Source organism: Colwellia sp. SU-HH01172 (genome assembly GCF_057553355.1).
The window spans coordinates 64,259-86,431 of sequence record NZ_BAAJMB010000008.1; the positions used below are offsets into that span (position 1 = coordinate 64,259).

At 38.8% G+C, this 22,173-nt stretch carries 21 protein-coding genes; 9 read left to right on the forward strand and 12 right to left on the reverse strand.

Features of this window, described 5'->3' with window-relative positions; all coding sequences use genetic code 11:
- Positions 1-97: 97 nt before the first annotated feature.
- The gene (locus AC27JP_RS17785) at positions 98-1,246 is read left to right on the forward strand and encodes an iron-containing alcohol dehydrogenase (RefSeq protein ID WP_487117272.1); all 1,149 of its coding nucleotides are present in this window, start codon (positions 98-100) and stop codon (positions 1,244-1,246) included.
- A gap of 9 nt (positions 1,247-1,255) precedes the next feature.
- Here AC27JP_RS17785 and AC27JP_RS17790 read toward each other — a convergent pair whose 3' ends face one another.
- Positions 1,256-2,425, reverse strand: coding sequence for a helix-turn-helix transcriptional regulator (locus AC27JP_RS17790; RefSeq protein ID WP_487117405.1), 1,170 nt, complete (start codon positions 2,423-2,425; stop codon positions 1,256-1,258).
- 180 nt (positions 2,426-2,605) lie between these two features.
- Here AC27JP_RS17790 and AC27JP_RS17795 point away from each other — a divergent pair, with 180 nt between their 5' ends.
- Positions 2,606-3,292, forward strand: coding sequence for a hypothetical protein (locus AC27JP_RS17795; RefSeq protein ID WP_487117273.1), 687 nt, complete (start codon positions 2,606-2,608; stop codon positions 3,290-3,292).
- 83 nt (positions 3,293-3,375) lie between these two features.
- Here the strand turns inward: AC27JP_RS17795 and AC27JP_RS17800 are convergent, their stop codons facing one another.
- The 5 genes from AC27JP_RS17800 to AC27JP_RS17820 all read right to left on the reverse strand — a co-directional run bounded on the left by AC27JP_RS17800 (position 3,376) and on the right by AC27JP_RS17820 (position 7,698).
- A complete protein-coding gene (locus AC27JP_RS17800; protein WP_487117274.1) occupies positions 3,376-3,867 on the reverse strand; it encodes a nuclear transport factor 2 family protein in 492 nt (163 codons plus the stop codon).
- A 96-nt stretch (positions 3,868-3,963) separates the two neighbouring features.
- The gene (locus AC27JP_RS17805) at positions 3,964-4,872 is read right to left on the reverse strand and encodes a hypothetical protein (protein ID WP_487117275.1); all 909 of its coding nucleotides are present in this window, start codon (positions 4,870-4,872) and stop codon (positions 3,964-3,966) included.
- Positions 4,872-5,729 carry an ABC transporter ATP-binding protein gene (locus tag AC27JP_RS17810; RefSeq protein ID WP_487117276.1) on the reverse strand — a complete coding sequence of 286 codons (858 nt, stop codon included), beginning with the start codon at positions 5,727-5,729 and terminating at the stop codon, positions 4,872-4,874. The genes AC27JP_RS17805 and AC27JP_RS17810 overlap by 1 nt, the downstream gene beginning before the upstream one ends.
- Positions 5,729-6,091 (reverse strand): GntR family transcriptional regulator, encoded by a 363-nt coding sequence (locus AC27JP_RS17815; protein WP_487117277.1) that lies wholly within the window; start codon positions 6,089-6,091, stop codon positions 5,729-5,731. Before AC27JP_RS17815 ends, AC27JP_RS17810 begins: the two co-directional genes overlap by 1 nt.
- Positions 6,092-6,336: 245 nt before the next feature.
- Positions 6,337-7,698 carry a serine hydrolase domain-containing protein gene (locus tag AC27JP_RS17820; RefSeq protein WP_487117278.1) on the reverse strand — a complete coding sequence of 454 codons (1,362 nt, stop codon included), beginning with the start codon at positions 7,696-7,698 and terminating at the stop codon, positions 6,337-6,339.
- A 180-nt stretch (positions 7,699-7,878) separates the two neighbouring features.
- Here AC27JP_RS17820 and AC27JP_RS17825 point away from each other — a divergent pair, with 180 nt between their 5' ends.
- On the forward strand, positions 7,879-8,928 hold the full coding sequence (locus AC27JP_RS17825; protein ID WP_487117279.1) for an AraC family transcriptional regulator: 1,050 nt from the start codon (positions 7,879-7,881) through the stop codon (positions 8,926-8,928).
- 87 nt (positions 8,929-9,015) lie between these two features.
- Positions 9,016-10,134 carry a nuclear transport factor 2 family protein gene (locus AC27JP_RS17830; RefSeq protein WP_487117280.1) on the forward strand — a complete coding sequence of 373 codons (1,119 nt, stop codon included), beginning with the start codon at positions 9,016-9,018 and terminating at the stop codon, positions 10,132-10,134.
- A gap of 56 nt (positions 10,135-10,190) precedes the next feature.
- Here AC27JP_RS17830 and AC27JP_RS17835 read toward each other — a convergent pair whose 3' ends face one another.
- Both AC27JP_RS17835 and AC27JP_RS17840 read right to left on the reverse strand, forming a co-directional pair.
- Positions 10,191-11,537 carry a LysM peptidoglycan-binding domain-containing protein gene (locus AC27JP_RS17835; RefSeq protein WP_487117281.1) on the reverse strand — a complete coding sequence of 449 codons (1,347 nt, stop codon included), beginning with the start codon at positions 11,535-11,537 and terminating at the stop codon, positions 10,191-10,193.
- Between the two features lie 151 nt (positions 11,538-11,688).
- On the reverse strand, positions 11,689-12,738 hold the full coding sequence (locus tag AC27JP_RS17840) for a CNNM domain-containing protein (protein WP_487117282.1): 1,050 nt from the start codon (positions 12,736-12,738) through the stop codon (positions 11,689-11,691).
- 218 nt (positions 12,739-12,956) lie between these two features.
- Between AC27JP_RS17840 and AC27JP_RS17845 the strand changes: the two genes are divergently transcribed.
- Both AC27JP_RS17845 and AC27JP_RS17850 read left to right on the forward strand, forming a co-directional pair.
- Positions 12,957-13,205 (forward strand): helix-turn-helix transcriptional regulator, encoded by a 249-nt coding sequence (locus AC27JP_RS17845; protein WP_487117283.1) that lies wholly within the window; start codon positions 12,957-12,959, stop codon positions 13,203-13,205.
- An 867-nt stretch (positions 13,206-14,072) separates the two neighbouring features.
- Complete coding sequence (locus AC27JP_RS17850) at positions 14,073-14,216, forward strand: hypothetical protein (protein WP_487117284.1); 144 nt, start codon at positions 14,073-14,075, stop codon at positions 14,214-14,216.
- Between the two features lie 362 nt (positions 14,217-14,578).
- Here AC27JP_RS17850 and AC27JP_RS17855 read toward each other — a convergent pair whose 3' ends face one another.
- Both AC27JP_RS17855 and AC27JP_RS17860 read right to left on the reverse strand, forming a co-directional pair.
- Complete coding sequence (locus AC27JP_RS17855) at positions 14,579-14,869, reverse strand: putative quinol monooxygenase (RefSeq protein WP_487117285.1); 291 nt, start codon at positions 14,867-14,869, stop codon at positions 14,579-14,581.
- 61 nt (positions 14,870-14,930) lie between these two features.
- Positions 14,931-15,971 carry a zinc-binding alcohol dehydrogenase family protein gene (locus AC27JP_RS17860; protein WP_487117286.1) on the reverse strand — a complete coding sequence of 347 codons (1,041 nt, stop codon included), beginning with the start codon at positions 15,969-15,971 and terminating at the stop codon, positions 14,931-14,933.
- A 129-nt stretch (positions 15,972-16,100) separates the two neighbouring features.
- Between AC27JP_RS17860 and AC27JP_RS17865 the strand changes: the two genes are divergently transcribed.
- The gene (locus AC27JP_RS17865) at positions 16,101-17,039 is read left to right on the forward strand and encodes a LysR family transcriptional regulator (protein WP_487117287.1); all 939 of its coding nucleotides are present in this window, start codon (positions 16,101-16,103) and stop codon (positions 17,037-17,039) included.
- 54 nt (positions 17,040-17,093) lie between these two features.
- Here AC27JP_RS17865 and AC27JP_RS17870 read toward each other — a convergent pair whose 3' ends face one another.
- Positions 17,094-17,468 carry a hypothetical protein gene (locus AC27JP_RS17870; RefSeq protein ID WP_487117288.1) on the reverse strand — a complete coding sequence of 125 codons (375 nt, stop codon included), beginning with the start codon at positions 17,466-17,468 and terminating at the stop codon, positions 17,094-17,096.
- Positions 17,469-17,754: 286 nt separating this feature from the next.
- On the opposite strand from AC27JP_RS17870, the gene AC27JP_RS17875 reads away from it, so the two are divergent.
- Positions 17,755-19,404 (forward strand): SUMF1/EgtB/PvdO family nonheme iron enzyme, encoded by a 1,650-nt coding sequence (locus AC27JP_RS17875; RefSeq protein ID WP_487117289.1) that lies wholly within the window; start codon positions 17,755-17,757, stop codon positions 19,402-19,404.
- Positions 19,405-19,496: 92 nt separating this feature from the next.
- On the forward strand, positions 19,497-20,129 hold the full coding sequence (locus AC27JP_RS17880) for a dioxygenase family protein (RefSeq protein WP_487117290.1): 633 nt from the start codon (positions 19,497-19,499) through the stop codon (positions 20,127-20,129).
- Positions 20,130-20,160: 31 nt separating this feature from the next.
- Here AC27JP_RS17880 and AC27JP_RS17885 read toward each other — a convergent pair whose 3' ends face one another.
- Entirely contained in the window at positions 20,161-21,990 is a 1,830-nt protein-coding gene (locus tag AC27JP_RS17885; RefSeq protein ID WP_487117291.1) for a winged helix-turn-helix domain-containing protein, read from the reverse strand.
- Between the last annotated feature and the right edge of the window lie 183 nt (positions 21,991-22,173).

Below are 22,173 nucleotides of genomic sequence, written 5' to 3' on the forward strand. Positions count from 1 at the left end.
TCGACTAATTCGCTATTTGATAACCAATATTCAGAGTAATATGCAACACATAAAAGCAATTATGCTTTAACGACCCAATTATTATGTGAGGTAATTCATGGAATTTTCATACGTTAATCCAACTCAAATCCATTTTGGCCAAGGTAAAATTGCCAGCATTAGTGACGCGATTCCCGCTGACAGTAAAGTACTGGTTATTTACGGCGGCGGTTCAATCAAAAAAAATGGTGTTTACCAACAAGTACAAACCGCACTAACTAACCACACTTGGCTTGAATTCTCTGGTGTTGAACCAAATCCAACCATGGAAACACTTGATAAAGCCGTTAAAATTGTTAAAGCCGAAAAAATTGACTACATACTTGCTGTTGGCGGTGGTTCGGTGATCGACGGTGCCAAATATGTTGCCGCAGCAGCCTACTACGACGGTGCTGGTTGGGATATTTTATTAGGCAAGCACACAGTAAAAGAAGCTGTTGCTATAGGCGCAGTGCTTACGCTGCCTGCAACCGGTTCAGAATCAAATGCAGCCTCAGTGATCACTCGTGCTGAAAGCCAAGATAAACTACCGTTCTTTTCGCCAGCTGTACAACCTAAGTTCGCAGTACTTGATGCCGATGCCATGAAAACCTTACCAGAACGCCAACTGATTAACGGTTTAGTTGATGCTTGGGTACATATTTGTGAGCAATACTTAACACTCCCAACCGGTGCTATGGTACAAGACGGCTATGCAGAAGCGTTATTGAAGAATTTAATAGTATTGGCTGAGCAATATGATCAGCGTGAAACACTGCAATGGCGTGAAAACTTAATGTGGACAGCCAACCAAGCGCTAAATGGTTTAATTGGTGCTGGCGTACCGCACGATTGGGCGACACATATGATTGGTCATGAGTTAACGGCACTTTATGGTGTTGATCACGCCCGTTCATTAGCGATAGTTCAACCTTCACTTTTACGCAATCAATTGGCAGTGAAAAAAGACAAACTAGAACAGCTTGGGAAAAATGTTTTTGCTTTAGCTGCTGGCGACGACATGGCTGAGCGCACTATTGCGGCTATTGAAGCGTTTTATCATAGCCTAAATGTTGCAACGCAATTAACTGAACATGGCAGCGATAAGGCAAAAGCCATTGATGATGTTATCACGCAACTTGAAGCTCATAACATGGTTAAACTAGGTGAGCATCAGGCCATTACTTTAACGCAAAGCCGTGAGATATTGGAACTTGCGATAAGTTAATACTGCACCTTAAATAGCTGAGTGAGTATGACTTTTTCTATACTCACTTGGTGTCATACCGGTTTGTTTTTTAAAAACTTTATAAAACGAAGAACGAGCATTAAAACCAACCTGTAAAGATATATCTAAAACACTCGCACTTGATGTTACCAGCAGTGTTTTCGCCTCTTCAACACGCCAATGATTAATAAAATCAAAAAAGCTATAACCTAATGATTGATTAAGAGTTTGAGAAATATAATTTGCGGAAATAGTTAAATGCTTTGCCAATTTATGCAGTGAAATATTGGCATCTAAATATAACTTTTCTTGAACCATACTTGCAGTCAGCTTTTCGGCAATGCGCTGCGCCTGCTCTTGTGCTAATGCTGAACGTTGATATTTTTTATGCTCAACTGTCGTTATTCGCTCTGAGTCACCTGCCGGCAAGGTTTGAGTAAGGTACTGTTCAGTAAAGCCTGGTTTTTGCCGTAAGCCCCAATATGCCATGGTCCAGACAAGTATCAGTAGTAATAAAGCACCAAACCAATAACTAAATAAATCAATATCCCTAAGTAAGGTGAGCATTAAGCCTGAAAAGGCTAAGCACCAGATCATCACAACAATAAATAATACCCAGCTTAACCAAGCCAAATCTCTTTGTTCATGATTGGCAAAGTGCTGCTTTAGTTTAATGCGATAATTTAATAATCGCCGAATAATGCGCTGTAAATAGCACGCTGACTGTAATAACCACACCAACATTGATGAAAACATAAAGAGCACAACCACCAACAAGTATCCTTGTTCAATATCGCTGTCTTTCGCAAAAATCATCGCCATTTGCTCTGCAGATAAACTGATCAGTAAGCTTGTGGTTATTACCCCTAAAACAATCGGCATAATATCGATGAGGTGTTTACGATGCCAACACCAAGCTCTCATCGAGGTAATAGCCTCAACATATAGCCATAGCAAAGGAGCTAATGCCAGAAAAGCGGGAAAAATTAAGGCAATATATAAGTCGTAAAATTCCGGTAGCGCCGAAAAAATTATCGGCCCCAACGCAATCACACCGTTCGCCAGTAGAAATAATGCCAACGGTAAATAAGCCTTGCTTTCACTATATTTAGCCAGTAGTTGTGGAAACGAAAATAGTATTTGCCCAAGTGTCATCATCGTGATGGCTATCGCTAGCATTTCAAACAAATTAAGCCTCTTCGCATAACTAATAACATTCTATTTATACATTTCATTGTACGGCTTCTAATTGAAATAAAACATAATAATGTGTCCGTGCTTATAGTCTCGGACGACAATCGACTCATACATTTGCATGCTTTAGTTAAATTTTATAATAACGATATAAAAGAGGTAAACGTGAATAATTTACATAAGTGGGCAGCAATATCAGCATTAGTGGAAGCCAGTTTATATATTGGAGCTTTTATATTCTTCGGGGCTATTTGGGACTTTCCAAGCCATGGCAGCATAATAACAAAGCTTAGCTATCTCAGTGATAATCACACCAGCCTTTTTATGGTGCATGTGCTGTTATATCTATTATTCGGTGTGCTATTAGCAATTATCGTGCAGTCGATACAAGAACATCTAACTCCGAAGGCTGAGCGCTTAGCAAAGTTAGCCGCTGTGTTTGGCTATATTTGGGTGGCTCTCGTCATCACCAGCGGTATGCTTGCCAATATTGGTTTAGATGTAGTGATTGGCATGGCCGCGACAAAACCAGAGCAAGCATGGATGATATGGTTAGTCATTGATACCGTTGTTGAAGGCATTGGCGGCGGCAATGAAATTGTTGGTGGCTTATGGGTATTGATATTAAGTATCGCAGCAATAAAAACCAGTGAATTTTCTAGAGCCCTGAACTTACTAGGCATATTTGTTGGCGGAGCAGGCGTTATGACTATCTATCCAGCAGAGGTATTTACTGAGATATTTGGTTTAAGCCAAATAATTTGGTTTATTGCCTTAGCGATAGAGTTGTTAAAAAGTCATAAACTATCTACTCAGCTAACTCCTAACCCATCGCTAGTATCCAACGGCTAGCCTTCGCGAAAGCTATATATTGGGTGCTGCCAAATAACAGCACCCAATTTTAATAATGACTAAACCGATAAAATGCAAAGCTGCTATTTATTTTCTCTATGGCCATAGCTCAGTACTCGCGTTACCTGCCATTTTCCGTCATTTTGACGCCAAACCATAACGAAATCAGCCTTGCCGTCACATAGCTTTTTATCGTTTTTGTTTTTATCGCTAGCATATTCAATTTTGCTTTGACAAAAAGTATGCACTCCCTCGGTAATAGCGCCAAAATTTTTGATGGGATGAGCGCGGAAAGACTCTTTGTCAAGCTGACGAGTATAATTGCCACATGCATGTTTTTTAGTATTAGCAATCATGGAGTCACGATCCCAAGTGACACCACCATTATCATGATAAAACTCTACATCAGCTGAAAAATAGCTCGCATGTATAGCCAGCTGTTGCTCATCAGCACAAAGGTTAAAGGCATTAAATAAGTCAGTATCAAGTCGCTGCATTTTTTCCGTTAATGTTGTTTCGGCTGCAGATATCCCGGCCGAAATAATGCAACCAACAAACCATAGGTAATATTTCATCGTATTCCTATTTCCCTTTTCTTATCTAAATTGGACATATAAGCCAATGTAAAGCACTGATTAAAGTGCTTTAACTTGGCTTATATTTATGGGTTCTTAACCGTGGCTTCTATTCGCACGTAACCAATACGTTAAATACATTAAGCCCGCTCCCCCAGCAATAGCAATAATACTGACTTTCGACATCAGCACTTTAATTGGCATTAAGCGCATCGCGCCTTCATGAGTAAAATTATCGCGCAGCGTATCGTTATTAATACCAAAATAATCCGTTAATATTTGAATAAAGAATGATGAGTTTAAGTCAAAATAATGCACGACAAAAGCTTCCACCAAAACTAGCATAATAACGGGTAACACCGCCCATAGAAATGGAGCTTTATTGGCAAACATCGACATCAACATTAACCAAGCAAAAAGTGGAAATAACCATAAAACAAATGGCACTAAGCTTAGCCAAACTAACGCGACATTACTGAAAATATCTAAACCGCCCCAAATATGCCATAACGAAATATCAAAGCCTGCAGAAAGCACGATACAGAAAATAAAGGCTAATATTGCGGCAATAAACAGGGTAAATGTTGCGGCAAGCATAAATATTCCAGGAATAATAACTGCGCCAGTGAACAACTTAGTGCCTATTGTAACGGCATCAGAGATTGGCATTGAGCGCCAAAAGTAGATAGATAAATCTCGTCGCTCATCAAATAAACACACTAAAAAATAATAAAGCTGTATCAGTAAGGCTACGACCATAAACGGCATAAATAAACCTTGAATAGCGGCAAATGAAACGCGCGTAAGCCCTTCATCTATTGTTTGATGTTGTAATTGCGCTAAGAAATCAAGCAAACCACGCCATTGATACTCTTCAATTAAAACCATTTGCAGTAACGGGGCTGCCACCATCATGGCAATAATGATCACCGGCACCCAAAACAGCAGTTTATTAAATTCCCATACTTCCTTTTTAACGCTCATAGTTAATAATGAAATATTCATTACACTGCCTCCTTGGTCATTACCCCAATGAAAATATCAGCTAAGCTTGGAGAGCTGATACTGCCCAAAGGTTTCAATTCATCACTACTCAAACGATCAAACAACATAGTGGTTAAACCCATTAAGCTATTGGTATGTATTGGCTTTAGTTCTTTTGCTTGGCTTAAATGCTCATTAGTAACAGCCAATAATTTAAAGCGCTCACGCATTGCATCAACACTTTCATTCAACACCAGTTGGCCATTTTGTATAAAGGCCACGTCAGTCAAAATATGTTCTATCTCTTCAATTTGATGCGTGGTGACTATGATGCACTTCTCTTCCGAGTAAAAATCTTCCAGCAGATGGTTATAAAATTGATGGCGAGTAAGAATATCTAGCCCTAAAGTTGGCTCATCTAATACTAGTACTTTTGCATCTATGGCCAAAATAAGCGCTAAATGTAATTGCGTTATCATCCCCTTCGATAGGGTTTTTATTTTCGATGCCATATCTATATTAGTTTTTGCTAAGAAACCTTCGGCTTTTTCGCGATTAAAGTTTTTATGAACATCAGCCATATAAGTTAGCGCTTGTTCAACTTTAAGCCACTTAGGCAATACCGCAACATCTGAAATATAGGCAACCTCATTAAGCATTTCAGCACGTTGTGTACGCGGGTTATAACCCAATACATCTATATCACCACTAAAATTTGACAAGCCTAATATCGATTGTAAACAAGTGGTTTTGCCAGCGCCATTTGGCCCAACTAAACCTAATATTTGCCCCGTTTTTACGGTTAAATTTACGTCTGACACCACTTTTTTGCTGCCATAGGTTTTGGTTAAGCCATTAATAGAGATTAATGTTGTCATTATTTCGTCTCCGTTATCGGTTGCAATAAGTCTTCCGTTGATAATTTCAAACGGTTAATTTGCTCAAGAATTTTGGGCCACTGTGCAGATAAGAAGTTTTCTCGCTCACGATTTAAAATAGTGTCTTGCACACCATGTTTTACAAACAAACCTTTACCACGTTGTTTTTCTACAATGTTCTCATCCTGTAGCATCTGATACGCCTTAGAAATAGTAATTGGATTTAATTGGTATTCCGCTGCAACCTTTCTCACAGAAGGTAGCGGTTCGCCCTCGGTGATGTAACCGTCTAGAATTCGTGTGACCACCTGCTGGTACAACTGAATATAGATCGGAGTGTCTGGATCCCATTGTGTTGGCATTATTGTTCCCTTTGATTACTTTTCTATCACTATAGTGTTATACATCACCAACACACCTTGCGCAAATATTTGATTTTGCTTAAATGTAAATAAAGATTTCTAACACTTTGCCAAGACTTTAAATTTAACGCCTGTGCAAATTATCATTAATCTGAACTCAGGGTAATTAGCTTAGGGTTGCTCAGAAAGTAAAACACCGTTATCAACAAGGGTTGATAACGGTGTTAGTGGTGTTAAACCAGCAATTATTGCTTAACGGCAGTTTCCGGTGTTTCAGATAGATTGCTATAAAAATTCATCACTTGTTGGCCTTGAGTGTTTTCATCAATGGTGAAATAACTCAAGCTGCCATCATAATAAAAACCATTATCTGACATAGGGAAAATTTGCCATTTTCGCCCTTCGCCACGCACAGAATAAACTTTACCATCCTCCATAAAGATTTTACGAATATCTCCTGATGGCAACATATAGTCACCCATTAACGGTTGAAGTTGCGCTTTACTTAATGAAATGCTTTTAAAGCTAGGTAAAGGAATTTCAAGGGCAACTGCCGCTAGCATTCTTGCTATTTCGCCAGGATTACCTGAGTCGTAATTATTTAAGACCGCAACGTAAAGATCTTCCGATGGAATGTATAAAGCATTAGTGACAAAGCCATGAATACCGCCACCATGCCCTATTCCATCATATTTATTAAACTTAAACATTCCTAAACCAAAGCCATAATTTGACATACTGCCGTCATTTAATTTTACCGCTGAGGTCATCAGCTGATAGCCTTTTTTAGAAATAAGCTCGCCATTGCGTAATGCTTTAAACCATATATTTAAATCATCAACCGTCGATAGCAACGACCCAGCAGCATGTGGCCACATCATGTCTAGATACTCGGCATTAACATAACCATTTTCACTTTGAGAATAACCACTGGCTCGATTAGGAATAATTTGCAAGCCACCGAAACGACTGTTTTTCATGCCTAATTTGGCAAAAATATCTTGTTCAATAAATTCTGCATAAGTTTTGCCGCTAGCTACTTCAATAATTTTTCCGAGTAGTACATAAGCAGTATTTGAGTAACGATTCGCTTCCCCAACTTTTAATGCCATTGGATGTTCGGCGAAGCGCTTGATCATAGCGTCTAATGTTGTTGGTGTTTTAGACTCCTTTGCCATGATTTTTGCATCTTGCGTATAGTTTGCAATGCCTGACGTATGAGTTAATAAGTGCTTAATAGTGACTTTATTGCCTTCAGTGGGAAAATCAGGAACATATTTATGTAGGTCATCTGATAAAGACAATTTCCCTTGCTCTACCAACATCATGATAGCTGCACCAGTAAATTGCTTGGTAATTGAGCCTAAGCGAAATACGGTATCGGTTTTGATCGGTACTTGTAATTCAATGTTAGCTAAGCCTCGTGCCTGTTTATAAAGCGTGTCGCCATTTTTCGTGACAATAACTGCAACACCTGGTCCGGTGGTTTCAACGTACCTTGCTAATATTTCATCATAGTCTTTTTCATTCGCTGCATTAGCTTGCAGTAATGGTGCCGATATTAATATTGCCGTTAACGCTACTTTTTTTATTATATTAATTTTCATAACTATCCTTATTATAAAGCTTTTTCATACTAACCTAATTTTTCACTTCAACCACTAAATAGATTTTTATAAATGTAACATCTAATAAATAACTAGTAACACCGCCAGTATTTATCTACAGATTTAAGTTCACTCATTTTGAATTTTATCTTAAGATAAATACACTTAACATTTTGCCTAATGACAATGAATATTAGCCAACAACTACTTTTTTTCTTTAGCGCCATCGGGGCATTTAATGGTTTTTTGCTCGCTTTCTATTTGATGGCACAAAAGCCTTTTAAGGTTTCTAATCAGTTTTTAGCGGCTATGCTATTCATGTTAAGTGTAAGAATAGCGAAGTCAGTTTGGTTTTACTTTAACCCTGAATTAGCAAAGATTTTTTTACAGCTAGGTTTATCTGCCTGCTTATTTATTGGGCCTTTGTTGTACTTATATTGTCGGGCATTTTTTGGTCAGCTTAACGAAATGAAAGTTAAGTGGTACTTGCACTTAGCGGGAATTCTCATCACCTTAATAGTATTTGGTAGTCGTTTTCCGTATGAAAGCTACCCAGAACTGTGGGGGGCAATATTTTATAAGGCCATTAACTGGCTTTGGCTGGCCTATATCGTATTGGCAGGCATTCAGATTTACCCACTTTTTACCAAGATCCGCGCCAAACAACACTCACTTAATCACAATGAAATAATACTGCTCAGCAGTTTCATCGGCGTGTCGCTAATATGGCTGAGTTATTTTACTTCTTCCTACACCTCATACATTGCCGGCGCATTATCTTTTTCATTTGTATTGTATCTCTCGGTGATACTCGTCATAGCGCATTTAAAACAGCGACAAAGTAATAGCTACGTGAATAAGAAAATTGCTGCGGCATCAGCGAATGAACTCACCAATAAACTTTTGCATACCATGGAAACCGAGCAACTCTATTGCAATGCAAATTTAACCTTGCCGATGCTCGCGAAAAAACTCCACATACCGGCAGCTACTTTGTCGCAACTGTTGAATGATAACCTCGCGAAATCATTCAGTATTTTCATTAATGAGTACCGAATTACCGCAGCAAAACACTTGTTGTTATCTGATAAAAATTTAAATATGGAAGGTATCGCTGAGCAATGCGGATATAATTCTCAATCTACATTTTATAATGCTTTCAAAAAGTTAACTAATACGACCCCGGCTAAATACCGGCAAAACTTTAAAAAACAAGCTCCTGAATTATAATTTAGGAGTACGGTATTATCATCTGATAATGCTTTTTGTCTATTAATCGCTAACGTACTAGATAAATAAACTCGTTAAGGAAAATAGATGAAAAAACAATTGCTACTACTGTTGCTACTATTAACTTGCCTACCTACTCAAGCAAGTGAAGTGAATGACAGAAAACTCATAATTTCGACCCTAAATAATTACCTTGAAGGGACGTCATACAATAACCAACAGCAAATAAATACTGCGTTTCATCAAGATGCTAAACTCTATTTAGAGAAAAAATCACAACCACTTTGGATAGTTCCTGCGCTTGAATATGCTAGTTGGTTTAAAGAAGAAAATTTAGGTCAGTTTAACGGTCGAATCGGCGAAATATTAGCGATTGATGTTAGCAATAACATAGCGACAGCAAAAGTCGAAATTTTGATACCAGAAGCAAATTCTCGTTTTATTGATTTATTTTTACTAAAAAAACTCGACAACCGCTGGCAAATTATTAGTAAAAGTGCCACGAAACTTGAGAGTAATCGTTCAGGTAACAGAATTCTATTTATCGTTTCCAGTGCCCATTTTCACGGTAAATCAACACTGCCGGCCGGTGTCAGTTTTTCAGAGATAGTTAATGCTTACGAGACTTTCCTAAAAGCCGGTTATACCGTTGATTTCGTTAGCCCTGATGGCGGCGCAATTCCATTATCGTATATCAATACCTCTATGCCCATTCACAAAAAATATTTGTATTCAGCAGACTTTATGCATGCCATTGCCAACACCAAAAAACCAACAGAAATTAAGCCTGAAAACTACAAAGCCGTGCATTATATCGGTGGCAGTAATGCCATGTATGGCGTTGCTAATAACGAAGCGCTGCAAAAAATCACTATGACGATTTATGAAGAATATAACGGTATTATTTCTGCTGTCTGTCATGGCACTGCAGGCATTGTTAATTTAAAAACTAAAGCGGGTAACTATTTAGTGGCAAACAAACGAATAAGTGGCTATCCGGAGTCATACGAAAATCAATCTAGAGCCTACTTTAAAGAATTTCCGTTTTTGATTCAGCAAACCATAGAGCAACGCAAAGGTAAGTTTTTTCATGGCGAACGCAATCAACCCCATGTTGAAGTTGACGGCAGAGTTGTCACTGGTCAAAACCATTTATCTTCAGCGCTTGTTGCACAGCGAATAATTGAAATTCTTGCGAAAGGTTAACTCAGCTTTAATTCCTGCAATCAGCTAACAAACAAGTTAATTGCAGGAAACTCTCTTTACAGCGAAACCTTTAACTTTTGCTTCGGCTGCAGTAGTGAATTACCTGAAAGCTTATTCCAGCGCACTAAATCTTGTACTTTTACTTTATATTTACGGCTGATATCCCAAAGATTATCGCCACTTTTAACTACATGATATCGCCTTTTCGTGCCATATCGAGTAAATTCACTTAGATCAAGCACATGGCTCGTCAACGGTAAAACCAAAGTTTGACCAATGCGTATATTGTTTGAAGCTAATTGATTCAGCTGCTTAATTGCTGCCACTTTAACCGAATGTTTAGCTGATATCTCACTTAAAGTATCACCTGACTTAACAGTATATTGATGCCATCGTAGCCATTCTTTTTGCTTGGTAGACGCCAGTTTATTTTGCAAACTTAAGGCACTAGCTATTGGCACTAATAGTTGGTAATTGTCATCAGGAGGCGTTACCCCGCGATTCAAACCCGGGTTAAGGCGAATTAATTCTTTTGCTTCTATATTCGCCCATTTAGCAGCTAAAGTAATATCTAATTGGCTTTTCAGCGCAATAGTAGTAACCGCAGGAGCATTTTTTATTGGGCTAAAAACATAGTTCAGTTCATCGGCACGTTGTAAAATGTCCACAATGGCTAATAGCTTTGGCACATAGGCCGTGGTTTCTGCGGGTAAATCTAATGACCAAAAGTCATAAGCCTTTTTTGCTCGCTTATTTTTCGCTATCGCTCGACCAACTCGCCCTTCACCAGAATTAAATGCCGCCACGGCATTAAGCCAATCTTGCCCTAGTGTTCGATGAAAAAACTGAAAATAATCCAAGGCGGCATCAGTTGAGGTAACAATATCTCGTCTTCCGTCATACCACCAATTGCGCGTTAAGTTGAAACGCTTGGCGGCTACCGGCATAAATTGCCACAGCCCCGCAGCACTTTTATGTGAGACGCCATACGGTAAATAGGCACTTTCCACAATAGGAAGAAGCGCCAATTCAATTGGCATATTACGACGTTCTATTTCTTCAACTATGTAATAAAGAAAAGGTTCCGCGCGTTCAGATATGGTCACCATAAAGTTAGGGTGTCGTAAATAATAATTGCGCCACTTAGCGACTTCTTTGTTATCAGGAACAACCATGGTCAATTGGCTGCGAATACGTTGCCAAATATCTTTATAAACAATTGGTGCTAGTGTTGCTGCGTGTGGTTGTTTTTCCTCGATAGAATTAACTAATTCTCGATCTGGTGTGACATTTTTCAGCTGCGTCGCAGTATCTAACGATTTTGGTACTTGCTGACACCCAGTTATTAAAAAGATGGCAAGTAACGGTAGTATTTTATTGACTAGTTTCAGATTAAAGTTCATTTAAATACGTCATGATTATTGGCGATGATTTGAAGTGCAAACAATGTGCAGTAATTATCATAAGACAGTCAAGTTTTAAGATAATTATCGCGCAATGCAATTTCTTAGAAGACATCACTTTTAAGTTTTGCTAAAGGAAAAGTTCAATACGCTATTCGTCATCGCTTTGTTGTTTAATGGTACGCAGGCGATCACGATATTTGTCACGTGCTAAGGCTTGCATATCAGTTACCGCATCACTTTCGTCAACAATTTCGCGACCGAGTAATGTTTCAATTGCATCTTCTAAGGTAACGACACCTGACGTTTGGCCATATTCATCTTCCACTAAATACATATGTATATGGTTTTTAATAAACATATCTAACAATTGCTGCACCGGTAACTTTTCAGATACTCGTGTTAATGGAATAGCAAACTTTCCAATCGCCTCACTGCCTTGACCATTTCGCTCCGCTTCGTATAAATCACCTTTAATCACCTTACCTTTAATGTCATCAACGGTTGCGCCGTAAATCGGTATACGAGTAAATTGGCTGGTTTGTTCATGATTGAGTGCTTCGGTTACCGTAACGTCTTGATGAAGCATATGCACGACCGTACGAGGGGTAAATACTTGTCCTGTGCGCAATTCCCGTAATTTCAGCATATTTGATAAATATTCATTTTCTTGTGAAAACAGGCTGCCGTCTTTATGACTCAGTGAAGCAAGTGCAATAATTTCTTCGCGGGTAATTTCATTTTCCTTACCTTGCTTAAATAACCTGGTTAACCGTGTTGATATCCAAACTAAAGGATAGACAAGCCTCACCAACCAAGAAATAACATAAGCGGAAGGCGTTGCTAAAGCACGCCAAAATGTCGCGCCTAAAGTTTTTGGTATAATTTCTGAAAAGTATAAAATGGCCAATGTTAGTAATACCGCAATCAAGGTTTCCCATTGTTCACCAAATACTCGAATAGCTTGTGCACCAACACCTGCGGCGCCCATGGTATGAGCAAAAGTGTTTAAAATTAAAATACTGGAAAGCGATTCGTCTAAGCGTTTTTTGACCTTCGCTATTACCGCCCCTGCTCTAGGCTTTTTAGTTTGAATTTGTTCTACAAAGCTCGGTGTTATTGATAATAAAACCGCCTCTAATACTGAACATAAAAATGATACGCCAATGGCTATTGCTAAATAAATAAAAAGTAAGGTCACGTACTCATTCCAACCAGAAAGTAAATCTAAGTATATTTACCCCTAGCATATCACATGGTTACTAAATACTTAGGGCGAGAAAGCAGATAAATGTTGCAACATGATTGAATAAAGCACTATTTTTAGAAATTATTTTTACTTGATGTGGTTAAATCATTGCTCTATTCAATATTAGTTCTTAAAATATAACTAATTGTAGGTATTTTGAACGGTTTGTTATGGCACATTTTTCTGGTAAAGAGTTAAAAAGTTTAAGAAAAGAGGCTGGCTTTACACAAAAGGCTCTCGCAAGCGAAATTGGTATCAGCCGTGAAACGGTGGTGGCGATTGAAAATGAACACCCAAAAACCATCGACTCACTTAGTCTTGAAGTCGTCAATTCATGGTGGCTTACGTGTCGGCAGTCGGTATCAGAATCAAGTCAATTATCATTTAAAGTGCAGATTATGAAGTTCTTCGGCATGTAATATATGATATTACGGCAATATATTGGCAGTGCTACCACCAACATATTAGCCGTGGTATTTTTAACTATTGCGCTATTATCCTTCGGTTATGCGGAGTATTTTGATCGCCTTTTTATTATTTTTTTGCTTGGTTTAATACTCTTTAATCTTACCAATGCCAACATTGTCAGTATTGCTTTCATCTTTCTATTTGAACGCTCGTTAGAAGAGTTGGTTTTTTTCTTCAGTACCTACCTATACGTCAAACCACTCATTTACTTATTGTCTCTTTGGTTAATAAGGGCTTTGTGGTACGACAAACTTATCAAATACGTGATATTGCCAACAATAGTCACATGCATAATATGTGAATTATATTGGTACACAACGCTCTACAGTGCACCAAGAATTCATTCTTACATCGCGATGTTAATGCTCAATATGATCACCCGGCATTTAATATTTTTGCGAGTACCAATCTTCAAAAAATTTGAAAATTTATCATTTATTAAACAAATGCTAAGTCAGTCATTAAAACAAGTCTCTGTTGATCTTCAGCTATATTCGCTTGCTCGAATTAATATTTTAGTCATCATCATAATGATTGCAGAATACTTAATTCGCCACTTAACAGGCATAAATTCTATTCTTATGTATGAATATTACCCATATATTGTGCAATCCCTGACAGTTGCAATACTGTTTTTGCTCACTAATTTCCTCATAAAATCTACGTATAAAATTAACGCCTGATAGCTAAACTCGAACTGGTTAACACGCTACTCCACAAGTGTATCTCTAGTCACACTCAATTAATTTTCACTACAGTACAATTTCCTTAATAATACAAGTGGAAATCATTCCACCAAAATAAATTAAGGAAACAACATGAAAACTTTAAAAATTGTACTATTTATTTCTATACTTACTATTAGCTCAACTTCATTTGCTACAGGCAGCAAAAGAGAGCCACCTATGAAATCAACATTAATAGAGCAAATCATAGAAATTTTTACCATTAGTCAAAAGTAGGTTTACTTATGCTAATTTAAACGCTATGTTTTGCGTGAAATACAATCCACGCAAAACATTTTTAAAATTTTTAAACGAGATAAAAATGGCCCAGTATTATGTAAGCAAATTCCCACAAGCCAATGGTACCTATGAGGTTCACGTTGCAGATTGTAGCCACATACCGGCAGAAGAAAATAGAATTTTTTTAGGCGACTATCTCACATGCTACCCCGCAGTGGCTGTAGCACAAGAGATCTATAAACATTCTACCGGCTGTTTTTACTGTGCTGACGCCTGCCACATTGATTGATAACACTGAACGAGGCGACAATATCCATAAATTCTTTATACAGATTACCGTCACGCTCCACTCACTCAGGTTATTCTATATGGCTCATTTCGCTTAAAGTAAACTCCGCAACAGCCCCATCAGTGGCTCTCATGTATTCTGCTAAATGTTGATTATTCATATGAGCTTGCCATAACTCACGTGACTGCCAATTTTCATAAAACATGAAATGTGCTGTATTTTCATTATCTTGATGTAAATCGTAATTTATACACCCAGCTTCAGCACGTGTTACGGCAATTAGCTTCAATAGCTCAGCTTTTACCAGTTCTACTTTGTCAGCTTTAGCTGTAATATTCGCCACTATGGTTAATTTGGTCATGATAGTTCTCGCTTGTTAATTCAGTCGTTAAGTTAAAATTTTGCTAAATAGCATTCGTTTATCAAAAGCCTTGTAAAACCAGCTTGCCAATTGACGTGCCTGATTCTAGCTCTTGATGCGCGGCCCTTAAATTTTCAGCGTTAATAACACCTAAATTTTTACCTATTGTGGTTTGCAAATGGCCAGTATCGATAAGCTCAGCAAGCTGATTTAATAAGCGACTTTGTTCTTGCATATCAACAGCATTAAACATAGAGCGAGCGAACATAAACTCGATATGAAACGACAAGCTTTTTGCTTTTAATTTCATAATGTCTAGTGGCGTCTCTGGATCATCTATCATGGCAATTTTGCCAAATGGAGCTAACAACTCAATATAGCTATCAAAGTATGATGCGGTGCTATTTAGACTTGCCACATGAGTCACTTGGCCAATATCTTCATTTGCGATCAATGCTGATATTTGCGGCTCTAACGGCTGATTATGATTTACAACAAAATCGGCACCTAATCGCTGCACCCAAGCTTGTGAACTTTCACGTGACGCTGTGGCAATTATAGTAGCGCCGGTTATCGCTTTAGCTAATTGCACAAAGATAGAGCCCACACCTCCTGCCGCACCTACCACTAAAATCACTTCATTTGATTTCGCTGTACTTGTTGGCGACTGCTGCTTAATTGCCAAGTGCTCAAAAAGCATTTCCCAAGCCGTGATCGCGGTAAGCGGTAAAGCAGCGGCTTCGGCGTCAGATAAGCTTTTCGGCTTTTTACCGACAATGCGCTCATCAACTAACTGATATTCTGCATTGCTGCCTTGGCGAGTAATATCGCCAGCATAATAAACCATATCACCTGGAGAAAATTCACTCGCTGCTTCACCAACGGCAACAACTTCTCCTACCGCATCCCAACCTAAAACCTTAAATTCACCTGCAGTTGGTGCCGCATTTAACCGCACTTTGTAATCGACAGGGTTTACTGCAATTGCTTTTACTTTCACCAACAAGTCACGACCTTTGGCAATAGGTTGTGACAACTCGATGTCCACTAATGATTCAGGGTTTGTAATCGCCAATGATTGGCTATATCCGATCGCTTTCATTATCTTTCTCACTTTTAAATTTGTTGGTAGATTTATTTACTGCCTAAACTTGTTAAGAATGATAGCCCTTGATTTACCAGCAATAAACATCATAATAATTGAAACATTATCAAAAAATTTTTGACAATAATGCAAATTGAAGATCTAAAAGTCGTATTAAAAGTTGCAGAACAAAAAAGCATCACATCAGCCGCGGCGAGTTTAGATATGCAAACCGCAACCGCAAGTGCCGCCATTAAACGCGTTGAACGAACATTAGGCATTGAATTATTTACTCGCACCACGCGTAGTCTGAAAATAAGTCATGCCGGTGAGCGCTACCTGCCTCACTGCCAGCAAGCCATTGATATGTTGGAACAAGCAAAGCGCAATGTTAAAGACGATTTAGACATTGTAGATGGCGAGTTGCGAATCGGGATCTCGTCAGATTTAGGACGCAATGTTGTAACACCGTGGCTAGATGAATTTATGCAAAGCCATACCGGCATTACGTTAAAAGTAAACCTCACCGACAGCAATATTGATTTTTATCGTGACTCTATCGATATTTGTTTACGCTACGGTTCACCAACCGACGCTAATATGTATGGTTTTAAAATTTGTAATGTCCCACGATTATTGTGTGCCAGTCCCGGTTATTTAGCGCAACATGGCACACCTAATCATCCTCACGACTTAACTTCACATAATGGCCTTTTCTACCAACTTCACGACATAATTCACGACGTTTGGGATTTTTCTGCTGATAGTGATAAATTTAAAGTGAAAATGACCGGAAATAGAGCCGGTAACGACGGTGATTTAGTCCGACGTTGGTGCGTTGCTGGTCATGGCTTAGCGACGAAGTCTGCCCTAGATATAGCGGCGGATCTTCTCAACGGCACCTTAGTGAATGTGCTACCAGATTTTAAGCCCACCGACACCGAGCTTTGGCTTGTTTGTCCTAGTCGACAATCCATCACACCAGCGGTGCGACTGCTGCGTGACAATACTCGCACTAAGTGCCAAGCACTATTACAGCAATTGGTTGATCAAGATATTCTAGCAGCCGACGTATTAGAACATTAATTGTCTTTACTCCTACACACTTAACGAGCAAAGACTATTAACCTAGAATGAATTCTATTTTTTACCTAAGTCTTTCAGCGCTCTCAGTTCACTGCGTTCAATTTCTTGAGCATAAATTGCTGTTGGTGTTGTGGTTATATCGGTATATAGCACCACTTTACTTGTGGTGATTTGAATGCCGAATTCACCCGATGTGAGATAAACGCCACCAGAATATTTACCCGAGGTAGTAAGCCAGCCATCCTTATGCTCAGCTAACCATTTTTTTAGTAAGGCATGCTCAGCGTCAGTTTCACTAAGACGAATTGTTTTTTTGGTGTTTTCACTTAAAAACACTTCCACTTCTGGCTCTAGTTTCACTTCAACTGATTGGGTGCATCCCATCAATAGCATTAACATTGCTGATAAAACTAAAATATATTTCTTCATTTTATTTACCCTACTGGCTCGATTTGACGTTTAATACGTTAACTTTATCCTAATTAATATCCGCTATATTATACGATTCAAACATTTATGCTTTGATAATACGCAACTTTTTAACAATTTTCATTGTTAAAATAAAATCAAACAAAACACACTATAACAATAGCTTACGAAAGAAACGCGACTTTTTTTTCTATAATTTTTCTATTTACTACTACTTCTAGATTTTTCTTAGGATTTTTTCTCTGTGATTTTTCATGCTGATACCAACTTAGCAAAGGAAACTTATATGAAAATAAATAAACTCTTAGTTACTGCCTTGGCATTATCAAACAGCTCAGCCTTATACGCTGGCATTTCTTCGAAAGCGATCGAACCTGTGATGGTAACAATTCCCGCTGGCAGTTTTGAAATGGGCTCTTTAGCCCAAGAAAATTCTCAACCCTTACATAAGGTAAATATTAAACAATTTAGTTTGGCACAATACGAAGTAACCGTTGCGGAATTCAGACGATTTATTGAAGCAACCAACTATGCCGCTCCACAAGAATGCCGTCATGAATTAAATGGTTGGTTTCGCCCATACTCGAAAGGCAATTGGGAAACGAATGCCTTAAACACCAGTGAATATCAACCTGTAGTTTGCATTAACTGGCAAGCAGCAAACGCATACGCCAATTGGCTAGCGAAAGAAACAGGTAAACCTTATCGTTTACCGACAGAAGCAGAATGGGAGTATGCTGCCAGGGCTGGTACTAACACAGATTACTTTTTTGGTGACGACAAAGATATGAGCAAAGTTTGTGATTATGCCAATGTTGCCGAGCTTAGTGGTGAAAACATTCTGCAACGTGATGGTGATACGAGTTACTACAACTGGTCAGGGGAATTAGCAAATTGTGTCGACCATTCTGCATATGCCAGCATTGTTGGCATGTATAAACCTAATCAGTTTGGTTTATACGACATGTTAAGCAATGTTTTAGAATACTTAGCCGATTGCTATGCCGACAATTATAACCAAACACCTCGTGACGGCTCTGCTCATCTCAGTGAAAATTGTGAAAACCGCGCCACCCGTGGCGGCAGTTGGCATTGGAGCCATTGGCCATTAGCTCAGCGTGGCCGCATACCTGAAGACTTTGCCGGTGGCGTTGACGGCTTTAGGCTCGCGCTTGACGGTAAAGCGCCGGGGTTATCTCAGCATACTAAGGAGTTTATTGCGGACTTAACATTTGCTCAAGTAAAAGAAAGCAAGCGCCGCCAGGCTCACCCTGGCTTCCCCGAAAAAGTTAACAATGTAAAACTGACACAAAGCGACAAAGGCGTAACGCTAACATGGGACGCCAGCAAAGAAGATGACATTGAAAGCTACCGTGTTTACCGTAATCAAGTGTCAGGAAGCATGTTTAAATTACTTGCCGCTAACTTAACCGAAACTAAATTTGTTGATCACAACGTAAAACCGCTTAAATATGAATACTCAGTGGTGGCGGTCAAGCGTAACGTGCAAGGAAACTACAGTGAACCTGTGTCAACAAAAGCTGGCTGGGCCAATTTACCCGGACGAGTCGAAGCCCAATGGGCCGCTGAATATTCCGGCAGTTCATTAACTCAAACCTCAGACATTGATGGTGATTATAATTTAACGGGTGCAGGCGGTATCGCAAAAGATGCCGAGATTACCTATCAAATTGATGTTCCTAAAGCGGGACTTTATAGCCTGGAATATCGTGTTGCGGCGCCGCGCAATACTCAAGGTTTCGACGTTTTTTACAAGAATAAAAAAGTCGCGTCATCAAACGTTAAGCAAACCGGGGGTTACCACGAGTGGCAAACACAGCTTGGTACAAAAATTTTACTCGATAAAGGCAAAAATACTCTAACCTTAAAATCACGCGACAATAATTGGAAACTAAATTGGCTAGCGCTTAAATAACCCGAACTGAGGTTAGATAAGCGAATTTGGCAAATATATAACGATTAGCAATGGCGTCAACAATTGCTAATCGTTTAATTAAGGAAAAAGAAATGAAAAATATCAGTAGACGTGCAGTTATTAAAAATACCATTGCCGGCACATTAACCGCAGCAATCTCACTACCAGCAATCGCAAAAACCACAACGCCACGGGAAGTTGAAGGGCCGTTTTACCCGATAACGCCACAAAAAGATAAAGATGCCGACTTAACGAAAGTGGCTGGGCAAACAGGCACAGCAAAAGGCGAAGTGATTGAAATATTTGGTCAAGTGCTCGATCAAAATCTCCAACCAGTAGAAGATGTGACTATCGATCTTTGGCAAGCCAATCATTTTGGTAAATATCATCATCCACACGATACCAGTGACGCGCCTGTAGATAAAAACTTCCAAGCTTGGGCAATATTACAAAGTGGTCATAAAGGCCGTTATAAGTTTAAAACTATTATCCCAGGCGCTTACCCACTAGGTGATAACCAGCAAAGAACGCCACATATTCACCTGAAAATTAGTAAAAAAGGCTACGACTCATTGCTGACGCAAATGTATTTTCCTGATCAACCACTCAATCAACAAGATGGCTTATTTAAACGTAAATCTTCACAGGAACAAGCCTTGATGACAGCAAAGCGACAAGGTAACAGTAATCAATATCAATACGATATCATTATTGAAAAATTATAATGTTTACGGGGATCACACAGCAATAATGCGGCTAGTGATTTAATGCAAGTAACTTAACTTCATTATGACGACGCCATGATTTAGTCGCATTTTCATCAATATATTGTAAATAGAAATCATAATTCACCGGCGCATTAGGTGTACTACATAACAACAAGGCAATATCTAGACTTAAGGTTTTATCGCCGGCTAATTGTGCTTGTTCAAAGGTTCTTTGGGCAAAACGAGTAAAAGTGTCTTCAGGCTCATTTACTTGCGCTAACAGCGTTTTAAGATACGAATTTTGTGCGTTATCTGACTTAGCCGCGACAATAATACTTTGCGCCGCCTCAATACGGCCTTGCGATATGTAGAGTTTCACTAATTGTTCTCGACTACTTTGCGCCAACCAATGGTCGGGAGTTAGTTCACTAAGCTCCAACACTCGCTTTAAGTGTGGTTCTTTTGCCGCGGTATTATCGGTATAAATGGCATAGTGAAAAGGTATTTTGGCAAAGTAATAACTGGGCAATTGGTACTGCGTCATTTTCTCTTCAGCTTGACGTAAATACAGGTATTTATCTTTTTCCTCACGGTGCTTATGCGCCAAAACAGACAAATAAGTCAACGCATGTAATTCACGCGCTTTATCACTGGCTTGAAAAGACAAAGCTGCAGATTTAAGCAAACTTGCTTTTACTGCACTGTAATCTTTATTTTGATGATCGAGCCAAGACTGCGCGTTCCAAACATCAGCCTGACGCTTTAAATCATTGATCTTTTCAAACTCTACTAGCGCAAGTGATAATTTTTCAGCGCTTAAATCAAACAATTCTATACGCGTTAAAATTTCACTTTGAAATAAATAACTATTGGCAAGTTGCTGAGTATTGCCACTTGCTTGCGCGCTGTTCGCCAGTTTTTCCGCCATGACCATAGCTTTGTCAAATTCATTGAGCTGAATGTAATGACGAATAAGTTCGCTAAGTATCACTAAGTCTTCTGGTGCCGCTTGATGTGCTATAGCTAAGCTCGCCAGCACAATTTCCGGTGGTTTTTGTTCCGCCAGTAGTTGATAAATAAATGCTTGTTTTAGATGTTTTTTAAACTTTGAAATAAGCGCTATTTCTGACTGAGCTGATAGCTGCCCTTGCCATTGTGTAATTGGCCCTCGGATCAGAAAATCAAGATAGTACTGTTGCTGATATTCCCTTAACTCAGTTACTAAAATATAGGGATGCTGTATTTTTAGTTTAGGATATTCAATTTCAATGGCGCTTAAAAAGTCGCCACTACTGATACTTGCTAGCTGAGTAAAATCAAAATTTTCATCGTCAGCCAAGCGAATATTATTTAAATTATTCGTTTCCGTGTTTGATAAATAAGTTAATTCAACCCGAGTCGCACTTTCTTCAGAACTGCTGATTGAAAAATAACTGAACAAAATAATTACCAGCAAGGTAACAGCAATAACGATGGGCTTGCCAAGAAATGTTTTAGCCGTTGGCGCTTGAGCAACTGTTTGACTAATACCCGCAGAATTTACCAGCGTTTGCGCAGGTATGGCCGAGATTTTGTCGGTGATATTGTTTGAAGTAAACGCTAACTGCCACTGATATCCGCGCTTGGGAAATGTTTTTATCGCTCGGTTGCCAAAAATACTGCGCAGATGACTTATATTTTGGAAAACAGCTTGCTCTGATACCACTTTATCCTGCCAAATGTTTGCCAGAATATCTTCCTTGCTAAACACCTTGTCAGGTGATTTTAATAACAATGCCAATAACTTGGCTTCATTGTGACGAATAGCAATAGTTTCAGCTTCACAACTTAGCACTAAGCTTTCGCTATTAAATTCAAAATTGTTAATTGTGTATATCATAATTTTATTCAAAGCGGCATTTGCAACGCCATCTTAACTGATGAATAGCAATTAAGTCACTGATTAATCTGTATGTAAAAGTTACCAATTTAGCCAGAAAAGTGCGGTTAAAATATTAAGAATTTTCTGCTAAATAAAAAATTAATGCTTGTTTTAGCTGATAATTATCTAAACTTCACCAAT

What these genes read in the sequence shown, in the direction of transcription:
- AC27JP_RS17785 (WP_487117272.1), top strand. Translation starts at nt 98, where the DNA reads ATGGAATTTTCATACGTTAATCCAACTCAAATCCATTTTGGCCAAGGT.
- AC27JP_RS17790 (WP_487117405.1), bottom strand. Translation starts at nt 2,425, where the DNA reads ATGCTAGCGATAGCCATCACGATGATGACACTTGGGCAAATACTATTT.
- AC27JP_RS17800 (WP_487117274.1), bottom strand. Translation starts at nt 3,867, where the DNA reads ATGAAATATTACCTATGGTTTGTTGGTTGCATTATTTCGGCCGGGATA.
- AC27JP_RS17805 (WP_487117275.1), bottom strand. Translation starts at nt 4,872, where the DNA reads ATGAATATTTCATTATTAACTATGAGCGTTAAAAAGGAAGTATGGGAA.
- AC27JP_RS17810 (WP_487117276.1), bottom strand. Translation starts at nt 5,729, where the DNA reads ATGACAACATTAATCTCTATTAATGGCTTAACCAAAACCTATGGCAGC.
- AC27JP_RS17815 (WP_487117277.1), bottom strand. Translation starts at nt 6,091, where the DNA reads ATGCCAACACAATGGGATCCAGACACTCCGATCTATATTCAGTTGTAC.
- AC27JP_RS17820 (WP_487117278.1), bottom strand. Translation starts at nt 7,698, where the DNA reads ATGAAAATTAATATAATAAAAAAAGTAGCGTTAACGGCAATATTAATA.
- AC27JP_RS17825 (WP_487117279.1), top strand. Translation starts at nt 7,879, where the DNA reads ATGACAATGAATATTAGCCAACAACTACTTTTTTTCTTTAGCGCCATC.
- AC27JP_RS17830 (WP_487117280.1), top strand. Translation starts at nt 9,016, where the DNA reads ATGAAAAAACAATTGCTACTACTGTTGCTACTATTAACTTGCCTACCT.
- AC27JP_RS17835 (WP_487117281.1), bottom strand. Translation starts at nt 11,537, where the DNA reads ATGAACTTTAATCTGAAACTAGTCAATAAAATACTACCGTTACTTGCC.
- AC27JP_RS17845 (WP_487117283.1), top strand. Translation starts at nt 12,957, where the DNA reads ATGGCACATTTTTCTGGTAAAGAGTTAAAAAGTTTAAGAAAAGAGGCT.
- AC27JP_RS17850 (WP_487117284.1), top strand. Translation starts at nt 14,073, where the DNA reads ATGAAAACTTTAAAAATTGTACTATTTATTTCTATACTTACTATTAGC.
- AC27JP_RS17855 (WP_487117285.1), bottom strand. Translation starts at nt 14,869, where the DNA reads ATGACCAAATTAACCATAGTGGCGAATATTACAGCTAAAGCTGACAAA.
- AC27JP_RS17860 (WP_487117286.1), bottom strand. Translation starts at nt 15,971, where the DNA reads ATGAAAGCGATCGGATATAGCCAATCATTGGCGATTACAAACCCTGAA.
- AC27JP_RS17865 (WP_487117287.1), top strand. Translation starts at nt 16,101, where the DNA reads ATGCAAATTGAAGATCTAAAAGTCGTATTAAAAGTTGCAGAACAAAAA.
- AC27JP_RS17870 (WP_487117288.1), bottom strand. Translation starts at nt 17,468, where the DNA reads ATGAAGAAATATATTTTAGTTTTATCAGCAATGTTAATGCTATTGATG.
- AC27JP_RS17875 (WP_487117289.1), top strand. Translation starts at nt 17,755, where the DNA reads ATGAAAATAAATAAACTCTTAGTTACTGCCTTGGCATTATCAAACAGC.
- AC27JP_RS17880 (WP_487117290.1), top strand. Translation starts at nt 19,497, where the DNA reads ATGAAAAATATCAGTAGACGTGCAGTTATTAAAAATACCATTGCCGGC.
- AC27JP_RS17885 (WP_487117291.1), bottom strand. Translation starts at nt 21,990, where the DNA reads ATGATATACACAATTAACAATTTTGAATTTAATAGCGAAAGCTTAGTG.